This is a genomic window from Streptomyces olindensis (genome assembly GCF_040645895.1).
In the GTDB taxonomy this organism is placed as follows: domain Bacteria; phylum Actinomycetota; class Actinomycetes; order Streptomycetales; family Streptomycetaceae; genus Streptomyces; species Streptomyces olindensis.
In genome coordinates this window covers 1-20,060 of sequence record NZ_JBEYZD010000013.1, presented here as the reverse complement: position 1 = coordinate 20,060, position 20,060 = coordinate 1, and the positions used below count along the sequence as shown (strand labels likewise).

17 protein-coding genes are annotated in these 20,060 nt (G+C 70.9%); 9 read left to right on the top strand and 8 right to left on the bottom strand.

Going from position 1 to position 20,060, the window contains the following annotated elements:
* Positions 1–277: 277 nt before the first annotated feature.
* The 7 genes from ABZ948_RS10575 (at position 278) to ABZ948_RS10545 (ending at position 6,850) form a co-directional block, all read left to right on the top strand.
* The gene (locus ABZ948_RS10575; protein WP_359758535.1) at positions 278–1,045 is read left to right on the top strand and encodes a DeoR/GlpR family DNA-binding transcription regulator; all 768 of its coding nucleotides are present in this window, start codon (positions 278–280) and stop codon (positions 1,043–1,045) included.
* Positions 1,046–1,125: 80 nt separating this feature from the next.
* A complete protein-coding gene (locus ABZ948_RS10570; RefSeq protein WP_359758534.1) occupies positions 1,126–2,499 on the top strand; it encodes an ABC transporter substrate-binding protein in 1,374 nt (457 codons plus the stop codon).
* Positions 2,496–3,437, top strand: a complete 942-nt coding sequence (locus ABZ948_RS10565; RefSeq protein ID WP_359758533.1) for a carbohydrate ABC transporter permease — start codon at positions 2,496–2,498, stop codon at positions 3,435–3,437. Before ABZ948_RS10570 ends, ABZ948_RS10565 begins: the two co-directional genes overlap by 4 nt.
* Entirely contained in the window at positions 3,434–4,285 is an 852-nt protein-coding gene (locus ABZ948_RS10560) for a carbohydrate ABC transporter permease (protein WP_359758532.1), read from the top strand. Before ABZ948_RS10565 ends, ABZ948_RS10560 begins: the two co-directional genes overlap by 4 nt.
* Positions 4,282–5,271, top strand: a complete 990-nt coding sequence (locus tag ABZ948_RS10555; protein ID WP_359758531.1) for a zinc-dependent alcohol dehydrogenase family protein — start codon at positions 4,282–4,284, stop codon at positions 5,269–5,271. The genes ABZ948_RS10560 and ABZ948_RS10555 overlap by 4 nt, the downstream gene beginning before the upstream one ends.
* Before the next feature lie 81 nt (positions 5,272–5,352).
* Positions 5,353–5,574 (top strand): hypothetical protein, encoded by a 222-nt coding sequence (locus ABZ948_RS10550; protein ID WP_359758530.1) that lies wholly within the window; start codon positions 5,353–5,355, stop codon positions 5,572–5,574.
* Between the two features lie 64 nt (positions 5,575–5,638).
* Positions 5,639–6,850, top strand: coding sequence for a TerD family protein (locus ABZ948_RS10545; protein ID WP_359758648.1), 1,212 nt, complete (start codon positions 5,639–5,641; stop codon positions 6,848–6,850).
* A 464-nt stretch (positions 6,851–7,314) separates the two neighbouring features.
* Here the strand turns inward: ABZ948_RS10545 and ABZ948_RS10540 are convergent, their stop codons facing one another.
* The 8 genes from ABZ948_RS10540 to ABZ948_RS10505 form a co-directional block, all read right to left on the bottom strand.
* Positions 7,315–7,890: a TetR/AcrR family transcriptional regulator gene (locus tag ABZ948_RS10540; RefSeq protein ID WP_359758529.1), complete on the bottom strand. Its 576-nt coding sequence runs from the start codon at positions 7,888–7,890 to the stop codon at positions 7,315–7,317.
* Positions 7,891–7,960: 70 nt separating this feature from the next.
* A complete protein-coding gene (locus ABZ948_RS10535) occupies positions 7,961–8,830 on the bottom strand; it encodes a carbohydrate ABC transporter permease (protein ID WP_359758528.1) in 870 nt (289 codons plus the stop codon).
* Positions 8,820–9,836, bottom strand: coding sequence for a carbohydrate ABC transporter permease (locus tag ABZ948_RS10530; protein ID WP_359758527.1), 1,017 nt, complete (start codon positions 9,834–9,836; stop codon positions 8,820–8,822). The genes ABZ948_RS10535 and ABZ948_RS10530 overlap by 11 nt, the downstream gene beginning before the upstream one ends.
* Before the next feature lies 1 nt (position 9,837).
* Positions 9,838–11,130, bottom strand: coding sequence for an ABC transporter substrate-binding protein (locus ABZ948_RS10525; protein ID WP_359758526.1), 1,293 nt, complete (start codon positions 11,128–11,130; stop codon positions 9,838–9,840).
* Between the two features lie 328 nt (positions 11,131–11,458).
* Positions 11,459–12,496, bottom strand: a complete 1,038-nt coding sequence (locus ABZ948_RS10520) for a LacI family DNA-binding transcriptional regulator (protein WP_359758525.1) — start codon at positions 12,494–12,496, stop codon at positions 11,459–11,461.
* A 97-nt stretch (positions 12,497–12,593) separates the two neighbouring features.
* Entirely contained in the window at positions 12,594–12,998 is a 405-nt protein-coding gene (locus ABZ948_RS10515) for a VOC family protein (protein ID WP_359758524.1), read from the bottom strand.
* A gap of 773 nt (positions 12,999–13,771) precedes the next feature.
* Complete coding sequence (locus tag ABZ948_RS10510; protein ID WP_359758523.1) at positions 13,772–14,455, bottom strand: haloacid dehalogenase type II; 684 nt, start codon at positions 14,453–14,455, stop codon at positions 13,772–13,774.
* A gap of 527 nt (positions 14,456–14,982) precedes the next feature.
* Complete coding sequence (locus ABZ948_RS10505) at positions 14,983–16,200, bottom strand: PucR family transcriptional regulator (RefSeq protein ID WP_359758522.1); 1,218 nt, start codon at positions 16,198–16,200, stop codon at positions 14,983–14,985.
* 486 nt (positions 16,201–16,686) lie between these two features.
* Here ABZ948_RS10505 and ABZ948_RS10500 point away from each other — a divergent pair, with 486 nt between their 5' ends.
* Positions 16,687–19,716 (top strand): aminotransferase class III-fold pyridoxal phosphate-dependent enzyme, encoded by a 3,030-nt coding sequence (locus ABZ948_RS10500; protein ID WP_359758521.1) that lies wholly within the window; start codon positions 16,687–16,689, stop codon positions 19,714–19,716.
* Positions 19,717–19,734: 18 nt separating this feature from the next.
* Positions 19,735–20,060, top strand: a 326-nt coding sequence (locus tag ABZ948_RS10495; RefSeq protein WP_359758520.1) for a M14 family metallopeptidase, incomplete at its 3' end; no start/stop codon positions are given.

Here is a 20,060-nt window from a genome sequence, read left to right as displayed (position 1 = left end):
AGAACGGGCCCGCCCGCTCGGGCATCCGGGCACGACCCGGAAGCGGTGGGACAACGCCCTCAGGGGCGCGGGGAACGGCGCGACCAGCCACAACGCACCTGCGGACGGCCACGGCCTCCCCGCGGCACTCCGCGCCTCCGCGAGACCGAACGGGCACAGACGGGCAGGATCACGCCCGCAACAGACCTGGCCACCGCGGAACACCCGCTGTAGAACTTCCCCCATGGCCCGACCGAGGGCCCGAGCGGGCAGCACAGCAGGAAGGCGGGTGACGGCCATGACCAGAACCGCGGAAGAACGCCAGCGCGAGATCGTGCTGGCCGCACGGCGGGACGGCTCGGTCGACGTCACCGCCCTCGCCGCCGACCTGGGCGTGGCCAAGGAGACCGTACGGCGCGACCTGCGCGTCCTGGAGGACCACGGCCTGCTCCGCCGCACCCACGGCGGCGCCTACCCCGTGGAGAGCGCCGGGTTCGAGACGACGCTCGCCTTCCGCGCCACCAGCCACGTCCCCGAGAAGCGCCGGATCGCGGCCGCCGCGGCCGACCTGCTCGGGGACGCCGAGACCGTCTTCGTCGACGAGGGCTACACCCCGCAGCTCATCGCCGAGGCGCTCCCGCGGGACCGGCCGCTGACCGTGGTCACCGCGTCCCTGCCGGTCGCGGGCGCCCTCGCCGGCAGCGACACCGTCTCCGTCCTGCTGCTGGGCGGCCGGGTCCGCTCCGGCACCCTCGCCACCGTCGACCACTGGACGACGAAGATGCTGTCCGGCTTCGTCGTCGACCTGGCGTTCATCGGCGCCAACGGCATCTCCCGCGAGCACGGCCTCACCACCCCCGACCCGGCCGTCAGCGAGGTCAAGACCCAGGCGATCCGCGCCGCCCGCCGCACCGTGTTCGCGGGCGTGCACACCAAGTTCGGAGCGGTCAGCTTCTGCCGGTTCGCCGAGATCGGCACGCTGGAGACGATCGTGACGAGCACCCTGCTGCCGGCGGCCGAGGCCCACCGCTACTCGCTGCTCGGGCCACACGTCATCCGCGTCTGACCCACCCCCCTTTCGCCCCCACCGGGCGCAGCCACGCCCCGTGCTGCCCCTTATCTCCCCATTCATTCCAGGAGCGATCCATGCGAACCCAGAGCCGACGACGGCCTCCGCGAGCCACGCTCGCCCTGGCCGCCGCAGGGACGCTGCTCGCCCCGCTGCTCTCCGGCTGCTGGGTCGGGGCGGGCGGGGCCGGATCCGGCGGCGACGCCATCAACGTCCTGATGGTCAACAACCCGCAGATGGTCGAGCTGCAGAAGCTGACCCGCGCCCACTTCACCAAGGAGACGGGCATCAAGGTCAACTTCACCGTCCTGCCGGAGAACGACGTCCGCGACAAGATCAGCCAGGACTTCGCCAACCAGGCCGGCCAGTACGACGTCGCCACCCTGTCCAACTACGAGATACCGATCTACGCCCGCAACGGCTGGCTGCACGAGATGAACGGCTATGTGGCGAAGGACCCGGGCTACGACGAGCAGGACGTCCTCAAGCCGATGCGCCAGTCCCTCACCGCCGAGGACGGCAAGCTCTACGGCCAGCCCTTCTACGGCGAGTCGTCCTTCCTGATGTACCGCAAGGACGTGTTCGAGAAGCAGGGCCTGACCATGCCCGCGCACCCCACCTGGCAGCAGGTGGCGGACCTCGCGGCGAAGGCCGACGGCGCCGAGCCCGGCATGAAGGGCATCTGCCTGCGCGGCCTGCCCGGCTGGGGCGAGGTGATGGCCCCCTTGACCACCGTCGTGAACACCTTCGGCGGCACCTGGTTCGACAAGGACTGGAAGGCACGGCTCGACTCCCCCGAGTTCGAGAAGGCCACGAAGTTCTACGTCGACCTGGTCCGCGAACACGGCGAGTCCGGCGCCGCCCAGTCCGGCTTCGCCGAGTGCCTCAACAACATGACCCAGGGCAAGGTCGCCATGTGGTACGACGCCACCTCCGCGGCCGGGTCCCTGGAGGCGGCGAACTCCCCCGTCAAGGGCAAGGTCGGCTACGCCCCCGCCCCGGTCGAGAAGACGAGGTCCTCCGGCTGGCTCTACACCTGGGCCTGGGGCATCCAGCAGGCCTCCCGCAACCCCGACAACGCCTGGAAGTTCGTCTCCTGGGCCTCCGGCAAGGAGTACGAGCAGCTGGTCGGTGACCAGGTCGGCTGGTCCAACGTCCCGGCCGGCAAGCGGGCGTCCACCTACGCCAACCCCGCCTACCGCAAGGAGGCCGCCGCCTTCCAGGAGATGACCAAGGAGGCCATCGAGCAGGCCCGGCCGAACGACCCCGGGGTGCAGCCGCGGCCCGCGCCCGGCATCCAGTTCGTCGGCATCCCCGAGTTCACCGACCTCGGCACCAAGGTCTCCCAGGAGATCAGCGCGGCCATCGCCGGACGCCAGTCCGTCGAGTCGGCCCTGAGGAAGTCACAGGCGCTCGCCGAGAAGATCTCCGAGGAGTACGAGGGACGATGACCGCCATGACCACGGCCCCCGTGGCCGCCCCCGAGACACGCACCCCGGTCCGCCGGCCCTCCGCCCGCCTGCGCGCCTGGGCGACCCGCGCCCCGCTGCTCCCCGCCCTGATCTTCATGATCGTCGTCACCCAGCTGCCGTTCGTGGCCACGCTGGTGATCTCCTTCTTCGACTGGAACAGCCTCTATCCCGACGCCCGCCGCTTCACCGGCCTCGCCAACTACCAGGAGGTCCTCACCGACCCGGACCTGCGCCACTCGGTGTGGACGACCGTGCTGCTGACGGTGGCGGTGGTGCTGGCCAGCCTGGTGCTGGGGCTCGTCCTGGCGCTCCTGCTGGACCGCAGGTTCCGCGGCCGGGGCATCGTACGGACGCTGCTGATCGCCCCGTTCCTGGTGGTCCCGGTAGCGGCGGCCCTGCTCTGGAAGCATGTGCTCTACAACCCTGAATACGGGCTGTTCAACGGGCTGTTGCACTATGTGGGCGGCCCACAGCCCGACTGGATCTCCAGCACCCCGCTGCTCGCCGTGGAGGCCTCGCTCGTCTGGCAGTGGACCCCGTTCATGATGCTGATCCTGCTCGCCGGCCTGCAGAGCCGCGACCACGAGCAGATCGAGGCGGCCCGGGTCGACGGCGCGAGCGACTGGCAGATCTTCGTCCATCTGACGCTCCCGCACCTGCGCCGCTACCTCGAACTCGGCGCCCTGCTGGGCTCGATCTACATCGTGCAGAACTTCGACGCGGTCTTCACGATCACGTCCGGCGGCCTCGGCACCGCCAACCTGCCCTACACCGTCTACCAGAGCTTCTACCAGGCCCACGAGAACGGCCTCGCCTCGGCCGCGGGCGTCCTGGTCGTCATCGGCTCGATCGTCATCGCGACCTTCGCCCTGCGCGTGGTGTCGTCCCTGTTCCGCGAGGAGGTGTCCCGCGCATGAGCACGACCGCCCTGCGAGCCCGCCGGGTCCGTGGCAGAGGAGCGGGCCTGGGCCTGCTGGCCTGGCTGCTCGGCATCGCGTTCTTCCTGCCCATCGCGTGGATGGCGCTGACGTCCTTCCACTCGGAGGCGGACGCGGCGACCAACCCGCCGTCCTTCGCGGCCGCCCTGACCCTGGACGGCTACCGCGAGTTCTTCGGCGCGGGCGGCGGCGCGAGCCCCTGGCCGGCCCTGATCAACTCCACGGTCGCGTCCGTGGCGTCGACACTCCTCGTCCTGCTGCTGGCCTTCCCGGCGGCCTACGCGCTGTCCATCAACCGCGTCCGCAAGTGGACGGACGTCCTGTTCTTCTTCCTGTCCACGAAGATGCTGCCGGCCGTGGCGGGCCTGCTGCCGATCTACCTCTTCGCCAAGAACGCCGGGATGCTCGACAACATCTGGCTGCTGGTCATCCTCTACACCTCCATGAACCTGCCGATCGCGGTGTGGATGATGCAGTCCTTCCTCGCCGAGATACCGGTCGCGGTGATCGAGGCCGCCCGGGTGGACGGAGCACGGCTGCCCACGGTCCTCGCGCGCGTGGTCGCCCCCATCTCCCTCCCCGGTATCGCCGCCACAGCCCTGATCTGCTTCATCTTCAGCTGGAACGAACTGCTGTTCGCCCGGGTGCTGACGGGCGTGGTCGCCGAGACCGCCCCCGTCTTCCTGACCGGCTTCATCACCAGCCAGGGCCTGTTCCTGGCGAAGGTGTGCGCCGCGTCGCTCGTCATCTCCCTGCCGGTGCTCGCCGCGGGGTTCGCCGCCCAGGACAAGCTGGTCCAGGGCCTGTCGTTGGGAGCCGTGAAATGAAGGCCGCCGTCATCGAGTCCGTGGGCAAGGCCGTCGTCGCCGAGGTCCCGGACCCGACGCCAGGGCCGCGCGAGGTCGTCGTCGAGGTCGCGGCCTGCGGGCTGTGCGGCACGGACCTGCACATCCTCCAGGGCGAGTTCGCCCCGAAGCTGCCGATCGTGCCCGGGCACGAGTTCGCGGGCGAGGTCGTCGGCGTCGGCACCCGGGTCACCGAGGTGTCGGTGGGCGACCGGGTCGCGGTCGACCCGTCGCTCTACTGCTACGAGTGCCGCTACTGCCGGACCGGCCACAACAACCTCTGCGAACGCTGGGCGGCGATCGGCGTGACGACGGCCGGGGGCGCGGCGCGGTACGCCGTCGCCCCGGTGGCCAACTGCGTGAAGCTCCCCGACCACGTCCGCACCGAGGACGCGGCGCTCGTGGAGCCGCTGTCCTGCGCGGTGCGCGGCTACGACGTCCTCCAGTCCCGCCTCGGTGCGCACGTGCTCATCTACGGCTCCGGCACGATGGGCCTGATGATGCTGGAGCTGGCCAAGCGCACGGGCGCGGCGAGCGTGGACGTCGTCGACGTGAACCCGGCCCGCCTGGAAACGGCCCGCCGCCTCGGCGTCTCCGGATCGGCGGCGAACCCGGACGAGCTGGACCGCCCGCAGGGCTGGGACCTGGTCGTCGACGCCACGGGCAACGCGGCGGCGATCCAGGACGGCCTGGACCGGGTGGCGAAGGCCGGCACGTTCCTGCAGTTCGGCGTCGCCGACTACGCGACCCGCGTGACGATCGACCCGTACCGCATCTACAACCAGGAGATCACCATCACCGGCTCGATGGCCGTGCTGCACAGCTTCGAACGGGCGGCGGAACTCTTCGCGAACGGCGTCCTCGACCCCGAGGTCTTCATCAGCGACCGCATCCCGCTGGAGCGGTACCCGGAGGCGCTGGAGCAGTTCGCGGCGGGCGTCGGCCGCAAGATCGTGGTCGTGCCGTAGGCCCCCCGGGCGCCGTTGGGCGGGAGGCGGGGCGGGCGAAATTCGGTGGGGCGCCCGCCCCCGCCCTCGTACGCTCACGGCATGCCACGACCCCACGGATTCACCTACGAGGAGCACGCGGGCGGAACCGTCCGCATCAGCCACCACGGCCGCCCCGCCACCACCCTGAACGGCCCCCGTGCCGCGCAGTTCCTCGCCGAGGTCGAGGCCTCCGACCCCCAGCTCGTCATGGCCCGCTGGACCGGCAACTACAAGCGGGGCAGCGAACGCACCGCCCGGGACCACCCGCGCAATCGCCGCTGACCCGATTGGCGGCAAGGTAAGGGAACGGCAAAACCGCCTCGCTCGTTCACCCGGCATGACAGCTATGACCCCCGGCTCGAACATCCCCCTGTCCGCCGCCCGCGTGACGGTGGACGTCGCCGCCCCGGTGCGGCTCGACGTATCGGGCCTGCTGCTCACCGCCGACGGCAAGGTGCGCTCCGACGACGACTTCATCTTCTACAACCAGCCGTCGGGCCCCGGCGTGACGTACCGCTCGGGCGGCGGCACCGCACCCGACGCGATCACGGTCGACACGACCGCCCTCCCCCCGGGCATCGAGAAGATCGTCGTGACGGCGAGCCCGGACGCCGCGGGCCAGACCTTCCAGGGCATCGAGCCGACGGCGACGATCCGCAACGCGGACGACAGCTCCGTCCTGGCCACGTTCACGCCCCCGCAGCTCGGCAGCGAGACGGCCCTGGTGATCGTGGAGATCTACCTGCGCAACGGCCAGTGGAAGGCCCGCGCCGTCGGCCAGGGCTACGCCAACGGCCTCGCGGGCATCGCCACGGACTTCGGTGTCTCGGTGGAGGAGCCGGCCGCCGCCGCCCCGGCCCAGCCGATGACCCCGCCGCCGGCTCCGGTGCAACCGCCCGTGGCCCCGCCGGTCGCCGCGCCCGCCGCGCCTGCCGCTCCCCCGGCGCCGGCCACGCCTCCCCCGCCCCCGCCCGGCGCCGGGAAGATCAACCTCGACAAGGGGCGCGTCAGCCTCCAGAAGAACCAGACGGTTTCCCTGATCAAGGGCGGCCGCCCGCTGCTCTCCCAGGTCAGGATGGGCCTCGGCTGGGAGCCGGCGTACCGCGGCAAGGACATCGACCTGGACGCCTCGGTCATCGCCTACGGGCCGCAGCGCAACCACATCGACAGCTGCTACTTCGGCAAGCTGCAGATCGTCGGCGGCGCGATCCGGCACTCCGGTGACAACCTCACGGGCGAGGGCGGCGGTGACGACGAGGTCATCACGGTCGACCTCGGCCGCCTCCCCCAGGAGGTCACCGGCCTGGTCTTCACGGTGAACTCCTTCTCCGGCCAGAAGTTCACGGAGGTCGCCAAGGCCTACTGCCGCCTCCTGGACGGCACGACCGGCGAGGAGCTGGTCCGCTTCGACCTCACCAGCGCCGAGCCGCAGACCGGCGTGATGATGGCCAAGCTGATCCGCCAGTTCTCCGGCGAGTGGGAGATGACGGCGATGGGCGACTTCGTGAAGTCCCGCACGGTGAGGGGCATGGTGAAGCCGGCGGCCCAGTCCCTCTGACCGCCCCCGCACGCCCCAGGGAACGCCCCCGGCCGAGCCCCACACCCCACCCGCCACCTGCCGGGGGCACCCCACCGACCATCCCCCCTGACTCCCACGGCCCTTCCAGCCGCCCCCACCGGCCTCCCCGCCTTTCCCACCAGCCTCTCGCCGGCCTCCCGGCCCCTCCCGCCGGCCGCCCAGCCCTTCCCACCGGCCTCCCGGCCCCTCCCGCCGGCCGCCCAGCCCTTCCCACCGGCCTCTCGCCGACTTCCCGGCCTCCCGCCGGCCGCCCAGCCCTTCCCACCGGCCTCCCGGCCCCCTCCTACTGCCCTCCCCCGGCCCTTCCGGCCATCCCCACCGGCCTCCCCGCCTTTCCCACTGGCCTCCCGCCGACTTCCCGGCCGCCCAGCCCTTCCCACCGGCCTCTCGCCGGCCTCCCGGCCCTTCCTACCGGCCTCCACGTCCTCCGCGGCCCGGACGCGTCAGCCGCCCCGCGGTGCCAACCCCTCCGTCAGCAGCCCCAGATACCGGCGGATGTGCCGGCCCTCCCCGTCCGCCAGTTCCGACGCCGTCGCCACGCCGTGGGTCAGTCGCAGGACGTCGATCGGCTCCACGTCCGGCCGTAGCGTGCCCTCCTGCCGGGCCGCGCGGACCAGCCGTCCCGCCGCGCTCCGCACCGAGTCGCCGCAGGCCGTGGCCACGGCCGAGTCGCCCTCGGTGACGGCCGGGCCGAGGAGCGCCCTCAGGCCGCGCATCCGGATCATGCCGACGCCCAGCTCGTACAGCCACTCCCCCAGCGCCTCACCCGGCGGCAGTTCGGCCGCGAGCGCGTCGGCCCGCGCCGCGAGCGCCTCGATCCGGTCGAGATAGGCCGCCTCCAGCAGCGCCTGCCGTGTCGGGAAGTGCCGGTACAGCGTGCCGGAGCCCACCCCGGCACGCTTGGCGATGTCGTCGAGCGACGCGCCCTCCCCGTGCTCGGCGAACGCCTCCACGGCCACCTTCAGCAACCGCTCGTAGTTGCGCCGAGCATCCGCCCGCATGGGCCTGACCTGGACCATGCAGCCACTCCTCACCAACCGGGAACCCTCTTCGAACCCTACCGAGAGGGAGCCCCGCGGGCCCGGTCCCTCACATCTTCATGGCCCCGGCCGCGAGGTCCCGCAGGAAGTGCCGCGCCCCGATCAGGAACACCACGATCAACGGGATGACACTCATCAGCGCACCGGCCATCACCAGCGCGTAGTCGGCGTTGTAGAGGACGTTCAGGTTCGCCAGGGCCACCTGGAGCGTGACCTTCTCGGGGTCGATCATCACGACCAGGGGCCAGATGTAGTCGTTCCAGAGGCCGATGAACGTGAAGATGCCGAGGAAGGCCAGGGCCGGGCGGAACAGCGGCAGGGCGACCGTCCAGTACAGGCGGAAGAAGCCGGCACCGTCGATGCGCCCGGCGTCCAGCAGCTCGTCCGGCAGTGAGTTCTGGGCGTACTGCCGCATCCAGAAGATGCCGAACGCGTTGGCCGCGCCGGGCACGATCAGCGCCTTCAGCGAACCGGCCCAGCCGAACTCCGCGATGGTGACGAACTGCGGCACCAGGGAGAGCTGTGCCGGAAACATGTACGTGACCAGCAGCATCCCGAAGAGGAACTTCTTCGCCGGAAAGTCGTACTTGGCGAAGGCGAAGGCGGCCAGCGAGTCGAAGAACAGCACGAGCGCGGTGCCGACCACGGCGACCACGACCGTGTTGAACAGCGAGCCGAAGAAGTCGATGGTGTCGAGCACCCGGCCCATGTTGTCCAGCAGGTGCGGTCCCGGCACCAGCTTGGGCGGGTAGCGGTAGATGTCCTCGGACGTGCCGGAGGCCATCACCACCAGCCAGTAGAAGGGGAACAGCGAGACCAGCACCCCGGCCAGCAGCGCCACGCGGACGCCGATCCGGGAGAGCCTGCTGCCGGAGCCGATCGCGAGCCCGGCGTTCCCGGTCGTCCTGTCAGCGGCCATCGCGAGCCCCCTTGCGGCGCAGCAGTGCGGTGATGCCGGGCCGGCGGTCGTCGTCGGAGCCGGACACCAGCCGCCAGTTGATGATCGTGAAGACGGCGATGATGGCGAAGAGCAGCCATCCCATGGCGGCGCCGTAGCCGAACTGGTGCTCCTTGAAGGCCTTCTGCCACAGGTAGAGCACGATGGTCATCCCCTCCTGCCCGGGCCCGCCCGTGGTTCCGACGTCGGTCGACTGGAACAGCACCTGAGACTCGGTGAAGATCTGCAGGCCGTTGATGGTGGAGGTGATCGCGGCGAACAGGATCACCGGCCGCAGCTGCGGCACCACGACCCGGAAGAGGGTCTGGCGGCTGTTCGCGCCGTCGACGCGGGCGGCCTCGAAGTGCTCGGTGGGGATGGCCTGGAGGCCCGCCAGGAAGATCAGGGCGTTGTAGCCGACCCACCGCCAGATGATCATGAGGGAGACGGACGACTTGATGCCCCACTCGGAGGACAGCCAGCCGATCCCGTCGAGCCCGACGGCCCTGAGGACCGCGTTGGCCAGGCCCGCCTGGGCGAAGACCGAGCCGAAGACGATGGTCATGGCGACCATCGAGGTGACGTTGGGGATGAAGTACGCGACCCGGTAGGCGCCGGCGAAGCGGACCTGGGAGTGCAGCAGGAACGCCAGCACGAGCGCCAGGAAGAGCATCGGCACCGTCGACAGGAACCAGATCTCGAAGGTGTTGAGCACCGCGTGCCAGAACACCGAGTCCCGCACCAGCCAGCCGTACTGCCGGAGCCCGACGAAGCGCATGTCGCCGATGCCGTCCCAGTCCTGGAAGGACAGGTACATGGAGAAGACGACGGGGAAGGCGCCGAAGACGGCGAACAGCACGTAGAACGGGGAGATGGCGAGGAGGGGCGGGAGGTGCCGTCTCCGCCCGGGAGGGGGGGATCCGGTACGGCGGGCGGGGCGCCGTTCGCCGGCCGCCGGCGCACCGGCCGGGTCGAGAACCGTGGCCACGTCAGCTCACCCCCAGCCGGGACAGCGTGGTCTCGGCCGTGCGCACGGCGTCCCGCCAGGCCCGGTCGGGGTTCTTGCCGAGCATCTCCACATTGGTCAGCTCCTGGAAGAACGGGGTGTTGGCGGTCTCCTCGTAGGGGCTGAAGTAGACGACCGGGGCCTTCTCGGCGGCCGGGCCGAAGACGTCGATGGGCTGCTGACCGCCGAAGAAGGGGTCGGGTTCGTGCATCGCCGGGTCGGCGTAGGCGGCCGGGGTGGTGGGGAACAGGGCCATCTCCTGGTAGCTCTTGAGCTGGTTGGCCGGGCTTAGCAGCCACTTCAGGAAGGCGAAGCCGGCCTCCGGGTCCCGGCAGTAGCGGGTCAGGGTCACGTAGGAACCGCCGTAGTTGCAGGGGCCGTCGGGCAGGGTCGTCAGCCGCCAGGAACCGGAGGTCTTCGGCGCGGTGTCCTTCAGGCCGTTGATGGCCCACACCGCCGTGGTCATGGTGGCGACGCGGCCCCCGCTCATGGCCGCGTTGAAGTCGGGTGTGCCGTCGGTGATCCGGGCGCTGAGTCCCTGGCGGAGGATGTCCACGGACAGGTCCCAGGCGCGCCGGACGTGCCGCTGGTCGCCGATGAAGCGGTTGTCGGGGTCCACGAACTGCCGGGGGCTCTGCAGCAGGACCTGCTGGAAGACGTTGCCGATGTTGCTGACGAGGTAGGGCTTTCCGGGTCCCTTCGCCCGCAGCGTCCGTCCGGCGGCGATGAACTTCTCCCAGGTGGCCAGCCCCGCGGCGACGTCCTCCGGTTCGTGGGGCAGTCCGGCCTTCTCGAAGAGGTCCCGCCGGTAGTAGAGGGCGGTGGGGCCGGCGTCGAGGGGGAAGCCGATCATCCGGCCCGTCGGGGTGAAGCAGGCTTTCCACTTCCAGTCGAGGTACTGGTCCCGGACGGATTCCGCGCCCAGCGTGCGCAGGTCGAGGAACTCGTCCTCGTCGGGGAAGAACGTGGCGAGGTTGTCGTTGTTGACGACCGTCAGGTCGGGCACGTAGGCGCGGGCGGCGAGGCTGGTGCGCACCTTGGAGTCGATGTCGCCGTCCGGGATCTGGGCGCCTTTCACCCTCACCCCCGGCAGGCCCGGGACGCCGCGGGCGGCGGTGGCGAGCAGTTTGTCGCTCAGCGAGCCCTTCCAGTACCAGAGGCTGAGGTGGTCGGTGCCGGCGGAGGCCGACCCCTCCTCGGCGCCGCATCCGCTCAGCGCCGGCAGGCCGGCGCCCGCGCCGCCCAGGGAGACCCCCAGAAAGCATCTGCGGGACATCGTTCGGTGTTCCATGGGCGCGCACTCGCTTTCCGGGCAGGCCGCGGCCGGGCACAGCTGTGCCGCGGGCCCGTTCGCACGGGGATGGGGGGACGCTTCCGGGGGACGCTTCCGGGATGAGGAAGAGGAAGGGAAGACAACGATGTCGGCGGGCGGGCTGGTGGTCGCGCCGCCGGTCTCGCGGTGGGGGTTTCTGTGGGGCCGTGAACGTTCACGTGAGCGTTGCCGTCGAGTATCGGGGCGTCCGAAAACCGGTGTCAAGGGAACGGCGCGGCCGATCTACGGCCCCGGCCGGGAGCAGGAAGGAGGCGGGTCAGGCGGACTTGGGTCAGGCGGACTCGCGGACCACGAGCTCGGGCGTCACCCACGCGTCCGCGCCGCGCAGCGGCTCCTCACCGGCGCGCAGCCGGGCCACCTGCTCCACGGCCAGCCGCCCCAGGCGCCGTTTGTCGATGTGCAGGGTGGTCAGGGCGGGCTCCACCAGCTCGCCCAGGGAGAGGCCGTCGAAGCCCAGCACGGCCAGGTCGTCCGGGACGCGCCGGCCGTAGCGGCGGGCGGTGCGCATCGCCCCGACCGCGATCAGGTCGTTGAAGCCGAAGACCGCGGTCATGCCGGGCCGGGCCCGCAACAGCCGTTCCATGCCGGCCTCGCCGCCCGTCACGCTGTGCTCGGGGCAGACCACGACCCAGTCCTCGTCGACCGGCAGACCGAGCCGCCGCGCCTGCTCCAGGAAGGCCAGCCTGCGGGGTCCGGGGCCGTGCACGCCGTCCAGCATGCCGATTCTGCGGTGCCCCGCGCGGAACAGGTGCTTCATGCCCTCCTCGACGCCGGTGGCGGCGTCGATGCCGACGGCCGCGAACCGGGTCTGCTGCGGACCGCGCTCCAGCAGCACCAGCGGCACGCCCCCGAGGTGCCGGGTGAGCACGTCGTCCGGGTCCTTGAAGTAGCCCACGACCGCGTCCGCCTGGTGGGAGAGCACGTCGAGGGCCTGCCGCTCCCTGGCCTCGTCGATGCGGGAGTCCCACACCACGACCTGCCAGCCGCGCTGCTCGGCCGCCTCCAGCACGCCCGCGGCCACCTCGGGGAAGAACGGGTTGCGCAGGTCGGGGATGACCAGGCCCGCCGTCACCGCGCCCTTCTGGACGAGTCCGCGCGCGAACCGGCTCGGCCGGTAGTCCAGGAGCCGCGCCGCCTCCAGGACCCGCTCCTTGGTGGCCGGGTCGATCTCACCCTTGTCGTTGACCGCGCGGGAGACCGTCTGGCGTGACACCCCGGCCAGTCGTGCGACGTCGTGGATCGTGGCCCGGCGCCGCGCACCGTCGGGCCGCTCGGCACCCGGCTCCGCGCGCTGATTGTCCGTCCACACGCTGAGCACTGTATCCGGCGCCGGAGGCCGCCCGGCAGGGGCAGCCGGGCGGGCCCCTCAGCCATCAGCCCGGTGAACCGGGGCAGCCGGGCGGGCCTCAGCCGTCCAGCTCGGTGAACAGCGTCAGCTGCAGGGCTCCGGGGGCTTCGAGCCGGGAGTTCAGGGAGTTCCAGGGGGTGCGGGTCGGCTCGGCGATCACCTCGGCTCCGGCGGCGGCCAGCTTCGCCGTGGTGGCGGTGGAGTCGTCCACCTGGAAGGCGACCCGGACGTGCCCGGCCACCCGCCGGCCCACCTCGACCTCGTCGATGAACGCGGCGTGGTTCGGGTCGGTCAGCTCCAGCGTGGCCCGCCCCGCCTCGAGGATCGTCACCCGCCCGTCCTCCGAGGCGAACGCGGCCCGCTCGGTCAGCCCGAGCGCGTCCCGGTAGAAGCGCAGCGCGGCGTCGTAGTCGTCCGCGGTCACGACCAGGCGGAGCTCATGGACGGCTGCTTCTTCGGGCATGGCGGCTCCTTCGAGGTCGCGGACACCCGCCACAACCCACCGGCCGCCCGGTTGATTCCCGGCCCGAGCGGGCTGTGACCCCGACCGGGCTGTGCCCCGTTCGCGAGCAGGTATCGGTGACTGCGGCTGACGCACCTCGACGTATGCCTCTTGCTGAGGGTCAGCGCAGCCGGTCCTTGGCCTTGTAGTACGCCCCGGCGAAGGGCAGGAACCAGGCGGTGCCGTTGTAGAACGGCACCGGAACCTTGGGGAAGCCGAAGCCGCGCATGGGTTGGCCTCCGGGTGGCCGTCCATGACCTCGGCCATGGCGCGGCCCATGTGGGTGGCCATCTGGACATAGTCGATCTTCACCCCGGCCATCTGCGGGAAGCTCTCGGTCATCTCCCGCTTCAGGACGTCACCGCTCTTGACGTCCGAGGCGGGGTCCGAGGGGGCGAAGCGGGCCCGGCCGCCGAAGGCCAGGCGATGGTCCGGGGTGATGCGAATGCAGTGGCCGATGTTCTTGGAGGACACGACCACGCGGTTGTTGGGGATGAGCTGCCTGACCCTCTCCTCGCCCAGTGGCTCGGTGACGATGACGAAGCTGCCGACGTTGATCAGCCGCTTGCGGAACCAGGGCAGCGTGCGCCCCCGCGCCTCGGCCGGGTCGATGGTGATGCCCTGGGTGCACATGCTGCCGTTGCGACCGGAGGCGCCGGAGCCGACCTTGTCCTTCTCCACGAGGACGACGTGGGCGCCCTTGGTAGTCCAGGGGGTGTTGCCCGGGGCCGGCTTCAGCAGCCGAGCAGGGCCGGCAGGCCGGACAGGTCGGGCAGCTCGTCGAAGGGCTGGTAGTCGGCGCTGCCGCGGGCGCCGATGGAGCCGTTGTGGCCGTAGCGGTTGATCCACACACGGCGGGCGAGGCCGAGGTCGCGGGTGGGGATGAGGTCGTACTCCCAGCCCTGGGCGACGTGGATGACCTGGGCGGGGTCGATGTCCATGGTCTGGAAGGCGTACTCGAAGGTCTGCCGGGACGGCTTGTACGCCTTGGCCTGCTCGGCGGTGATGACATGGTCGAACTCGACGCCCATGTTGGCCAGGTTCTGGGCGATGAGGTCGTCGTCCGTGTTGGAGATGATGGCGATCTCGTACCGGGACTTCAGCGCCCGCAGGGCGGCCGGGACCTCGGGGTGGGGGCCGAAGGTGGGCACGGCCGCGACCAGGGCCTCGCCGTCGGACTGCCGGTACTCCAGGCCGTGCAGACGCATCGCTATTTCCAGGCTGACGGGCAGCAGCTCGCGGAAGGGGCGGTATGCCTCCAGGACGGCGTGGAACCGCATGATGCGGAAGTCGTCGAGGAACTCGTCGACGTTCAGACGGTCCAGGTCCAGCCGGTCGGCCAGGACCTTCAGGGTGGTGGGGCCGAGCTGGAAGTCGACCAGAGTGCCGTAGGCGTCGAAGGTGACGATCTGGCGCATGGTATTCAACCTCTTTCCTGACATATGGGACACCGGGTTCAGGAGGCTGCCGAGGCGTTGGGGCAGCGACCTGTTCAGGGGGATGGGGACTGAGGGGATGGGGGCTGAGGGGTGCCCGAGGGGCCGCCGCTGGAGGACGAGCCCCCGGGCAGGGCCGGGGACGACGAAATGCTGATCAGGTGGTCGGCGGCAGCATCGTTACCGCGCCGATGCGATGAGCCTCTCTCCGGCTCGAGGTGATGCGTCAGTGAAGCACCGTGGAGAATCCGGCAACAAGGGACGTGAGGCCGCGAGATCGACCGCGAATTTTGTGCCTGTGCACAATTTCTGAGAAGCACCGCGAGTGGCTCCGGCGCGAACTGCGGCCGCTCGGCGCCGCTGCCCGGCGGCGTGACCGGGCTGTCGGCCGCCAAGGCTGCCGTCCTCATGACATGACGGGCATGTGGCCTCTGGCCGCCGCGTTTTGGCTCCAGCTCTCCCGGTCGCGGCCCCGGCCGGTTGCCTCGACCCGTCCAGCGACCGGTGGATCAGGACATCGTCGCCCGGAAGCGGGCGCCCGCGTCCGTCTCCAGCCAAGCCAGGGCGAGGACCAGCCGGGCGGCGTCCTTCGGCCGGGACAGCTTCAGCCCGGTCGCCTCTTCCGCGGCCTGCAGGCGATTGCCCACCGTGTTCCGGTGACGGTAGGTGCGTGCGGCCACCTCGGCGACCGAGCCCAGGTCGAGGTACCAGCGCAGAGTCTCGACGATGCTGTCGCGGTCGCGCAGCTCGAGCAGGGGGCGCAGCACGCCGGTGGCCATCGCACCGGTGAGCTCCTCCTGCGCCGACATGATCGCCCCGATCCAGTGACCCTGCACATGCCGCACTCCGGGCTGCGCGGAGCTGCGGATCGCGGCACGTGCGAACCGGATGCCCCGCGCCGTCAGCGCCAGGCCGGGGACTTCCGCTACGCCGCAGCGCCACGGGGCGAACGGCCGGAGCATGGCGAGCACGGCCTCTTCATCGCGCCGTCCGTGACCGATGATGCCGAGGAGCTCGTCGCCCATCCATCCGAAGTGACGCAGCAGGCCGCCGCGACGCAGCGCGTCGTCGACCTGGGACACGGCCGGGTCCCCGGTAGGAACGGATTCGACCACGACCACGGTCAGGGCGACGTTCTCGGAGAAGCCCAGCAACGTGGAGGCCTCGGCGACGATGGAGGGATCCTGCTCGCCTTCCAGGACCAGGCGGGTGAAGGCGCGGTTGCGCACCTCCGCACGATGGCTCGCCAGGTCGCGCTCGGTGCGGCGGTAGGCGTCGACGACCTCGACGCTGTTGGCGTCCGTCGCCTCCCAGACGCGGATCAACCCGTCGAGGAAGTCGGGATCGGCGCTGATGCCACGTGCTCGCCCCTCTGCGAGCACGGCCTCCCACAGGGTCCTGAGGTCCAGCTGGAAGGAGTGCATCAGAGCGGTCAGGGGAAACGCCTGCTCCGCTCGCTCGCGTCCCACGTCCTCGGTGGCGCGCGAGACCGTCCGGGGCACGGGACCGCCGGCCAGCCGGGTCAGGGCGAGTTCGAGGGTTCGTCGCATCCCCTCCCGTTTCCGGACCGGGTCCCAGTCCGCCGACGCGTAGGCGGGCTCCTCGGCTTCCAGTCGTTCGAGAGCACGAGAGGTCAGTTCCTCGAGCCGTTCCTCGAGGAGCCGGCGCGCGATCGCCTGCACGGCGTCGTGGCGAGCCCCGCCCTGACGGCGTCCCGGGCCGCTCACGAGAACCGCCTCCCCCGGCGACAGCCATGACCGGAGGGATCCGGGGCCGGGGCCGTCTCCGGGTGATGCCGCCGACATGCCGGTGGGGCTCCCTGGCAGTAATTGTGCACAAGCACAAAATACGGGGTCGATGTCGCGGCGTCGCGTCCCTTGTTGCCGGGTTCTCCGCGGGGTTTCATCTGACGCATCACCTCGGGCTGGAAGAGCTCGCGCTGCTGAGGGTCAGGAAGCGATGACAAGGCGGCCGAGCCAACCGGTTCGCCAGGCAGAGCGGGATCGAGATCACCCAGGCCCCCGGAGACTACGCCGAGCTCAAGGCCAAGGTCGAGGCTCAGAACGTCACCTGTGACGTCGTGACGGCCCACCTCGGACCTGACCGCCGACCAGGTGCTTGGCCAAGGCCTGCTCAGCCCGTGAAGCGATGAGCGTCGTGACACAGGCCCACGGTGAGTGATGAGCGACCTGACGACGAGAGAGAACGCACCGATGACCTTCGCGACCACCACCGGCCAGGACGGAACGACCGTCCCCGGTCACACCGGCCAACTGCCGGGCTCGCTCCTCGATCACGTGCTGCGGCAGTCCTTCGGACTCGAGGGGTATGTCCAGCACCCACTGGGAGGGGAGATCGACCAGAACGTCCGGATCACCGGCGACGACGGCATGCGCTACTTCGTACGGGTCACCCGCGCGGAGCCGGACTCGGCCGACGTCCTCTGGCAGAACTCGCTCCTCCAGCACCTGGCCTCCACCGTTCCCGGCCTTCCGGTGCCACGGCTGGTCCCGACACGCGAGGGAAAGTTCCTCGCCGCCGTCGTCCACGAGGGCCGAACACACGTGGTCCGCGTGATGAGCTGGCTTGAGGGCCGGGTCCTGGCGGAACTCGACGACCACCCCGCGGCGCTTCTGCGCCAGCTGGGAGAGGCCGCCGGGCGGCTGAGCCTCGGACTCTCCGGCGTGGAGCCACCGGTGGGCCTGGAGCCGCACGACTGGGACATGGGCCGGGCCGCCGAGATCGTCGAGGCCTCGCTGCACGCCGTACAGGACGCGGACCGGCGGGAGTCGGTGCGCACGATCATGGGCTGGTACGACGCTCTCCTGCCGGTATGGGACCGACTGCCGCGGAGCGTCGTACATCAGGATCTCAATGACGCCAACGTCCTGGCCGACGCCGACGAGGACGGGGTGCTGCGGATCTCGGGCATCGTCGACCTGGGCGACTCGCTCTACAGCGTGCGCGCGGCGGAGGTGGCGATCGCGGCGGGCTACGCCATGGTCCGCAAGGCCGACCCGCTCGCCGCTGCGGCCGAGGTCGTGGCCGGCTTCCACTCGGTGCTTCCCCTCACGGCTGAGGAACTGGCGGCCGTCTATCCATTGGCGGCCGCACGGCTGTGCATGAACGCCGTGACGTGGACGCGCCGGGTCGCCGAGAGCGACACGCCGTACGGGCGGACCCGCATGCGACACACCTGGCCGGCGATCGCGCAGGTGGCCGAGGTCTGCCCCGACGTCGCCGAGGCGACGTTCCGGGTCGCGTGCGGGCTCCCCCCGACGCGGGAGCAGCGTGGTCTGGAAGAGGTCCTGGCAGAGGCGGCCCGAGACGGTGCCCCGCACACACCGGCCCCGCGACTGCTCGATCTGCGACCGGCAAGTGATCTCTACGACGAAGTCGACTGGCACGACGCGAGGGCGGTGCGCGCGAGCATCGACGACGTCCTCGACGGGCGACGGCGACGGGGCTACGTGCCCCACCTCAGCGCATCGCTGCTCCTGGGGGACCGGCGCCGCCCGGGAGCCGACGAGCCCGCGACGGTGCAGGTCGGCGGCTCGCTGATCGTGGCCGACGCCGAGGAGGTCGCCAGCCCGCTGCCCGGCGTCGTCGAGGCCCCCGGTGGCGCCGGGATGCCGTTGGTACTGCGCCATGCGGTCGAGGGGCTGGAGTTCTGGACGTGCTGGTGGGGACTCGACGACACGCCGCCCGTCGCGGCGACCGTCCCGGCCGGGGCGCCGTTGGGACGTGCCGGCGCGAGCGAGGACAAGGACCCGCTCGGGTCCTGCGTCCAGGTACAGGTCCACCGCACCGCGCGGATGGCCACGTGGCCGCCGCCTCGTGTCGTGCCGCCCTCCGCACGGCGGGTGTGGAGCCACCTGTCACCCGACCCCGCCCGGCTCCTCGGGTTCACCGAATCCCCCGCCGCGGCCCCCACCATCGACGACGTCGTCTCAGTGCGCCGTCGCCACATCGCCCGCTCCCAGCGCAACTACTACCGCGCCCCGATGAACCTCGTGCGGGGGCGGGACGTGTGGTTCCACGACGAGGACGGCCTGGCCTATCTGGACTCGCTGAACAACGTCACCCACGTCGGCCATGCCGAGCCACGCGTGACGGCCGCCGCCACCCGGCAGATGCGCAAGCTCAACACCAACAGCCGTTTCGTCTACCCGCAGATCGCCAGTTACGTGCAGAAGCTGGTGGCCACGCTGCCCGACCCGCTCGAGGTCGTCTTCCTCGTGTGCACCGGCAGCGAGGCGAACGACCTGGCGCTGCGGATCGCCCGCCAGGTGACAGGTCGTCAGCACATCGTCAACATCGACGGCGCGTACCACGGAAACACCGGCGTGGTGACCGGGATCAGCCCGAACCGTTACAAGGGCCCCGGCGGCGCCGGTGCGCCCGCGACCACCCACGAGGTCGTCATCCCGGACCGCTACCGCAGCACCTACGGGTACGACGACGCGGACGCCGGGGTCAAGTACGCGCGCGACGCCGCGGCTGTCATCGAGCGGATCACGGCCGACGGCCGCCCCCCGGCCGCCTTCATCGCCGAGTCCCTGATGGGATCGGGTGGGAACATCGTGTTCCCCGACGGCTACCTCGACGGCGTGTTCACCGCTGCCAGGCGAGCGGGCGCCCTGTGCATCTCCGACGAGGTCCAGGTCGGCGTCGGACGACTCGGGCCCTGGTGGGGGTTCGAGCTCCAGGGGGTGGTCCCGGACATCGTCACGATGGGCAAGCCGCTCGGGAACGGGCATCCCCTCGCGGCGGTGGTCACGACTCGGGAGATCGCCGACGCGTTCGACACGGGCATGAAGTACTTCAACACCTTCGGCGGCAACCCGGTCTCCTGCGCGATCGGCGAGGCCGTGCTCGACATCGTCGAGCAGGACGGGCTGAGGGAGAACGCCGTGAGCGTGGGCGGGTACTTCGCCCGGTCGCTGCGCGAGCTCCAGCAGCGCCAGCCGCTCATCGGTGACGTGCGGGCGGAAGGGCTCTACCTCGGCGTCGAACTGGTCCGCAACCGCACCACCAAGACGCCGGCCACCGAGCAGGCCTTCATGGTCACCGAACTCATGAAGGAGCGAGGCGTCATCGTCTTCCCCAATGGCGTGCACGACAACGTACTGAAGATCAAACCGCCCATGACCTTCCGCCGCGAGCACGTGGATCTCTACGTCGACGCGCTGGACGAGGTCCTGTCCCTCCCCGAGCTGCGCTCGGCCGTTTCCACGGCCTGAGTCGGAAAGAGCAAACACATGACCCTGACCATCGGCGCGCTGCGGGCCGAGCCCGGCCAGAAGACCCGCGGGACCCTGCCCGCCGACCTGGGCACCACGACGGTGGACGTTCCCCTGATCCTCGTCAACGGCTCCCGTCCCGGCCCGAGGGCCGTGATCACCGGTGGCGTCCACGGCGGCGAGTTCGTCCCCGTCGACGCCACCACCCGCCTGGCCGGGCTGCTGGAACCGGACGAGATCGCCGGCCAGCTGGTGATCTGCCCCGTCGCCAACCCCCCGGCCGTCTACGGCGGACGGCTCAACATCTCCCCGCTGGACGGCGTCAACATCAACCGCGTCTTCCC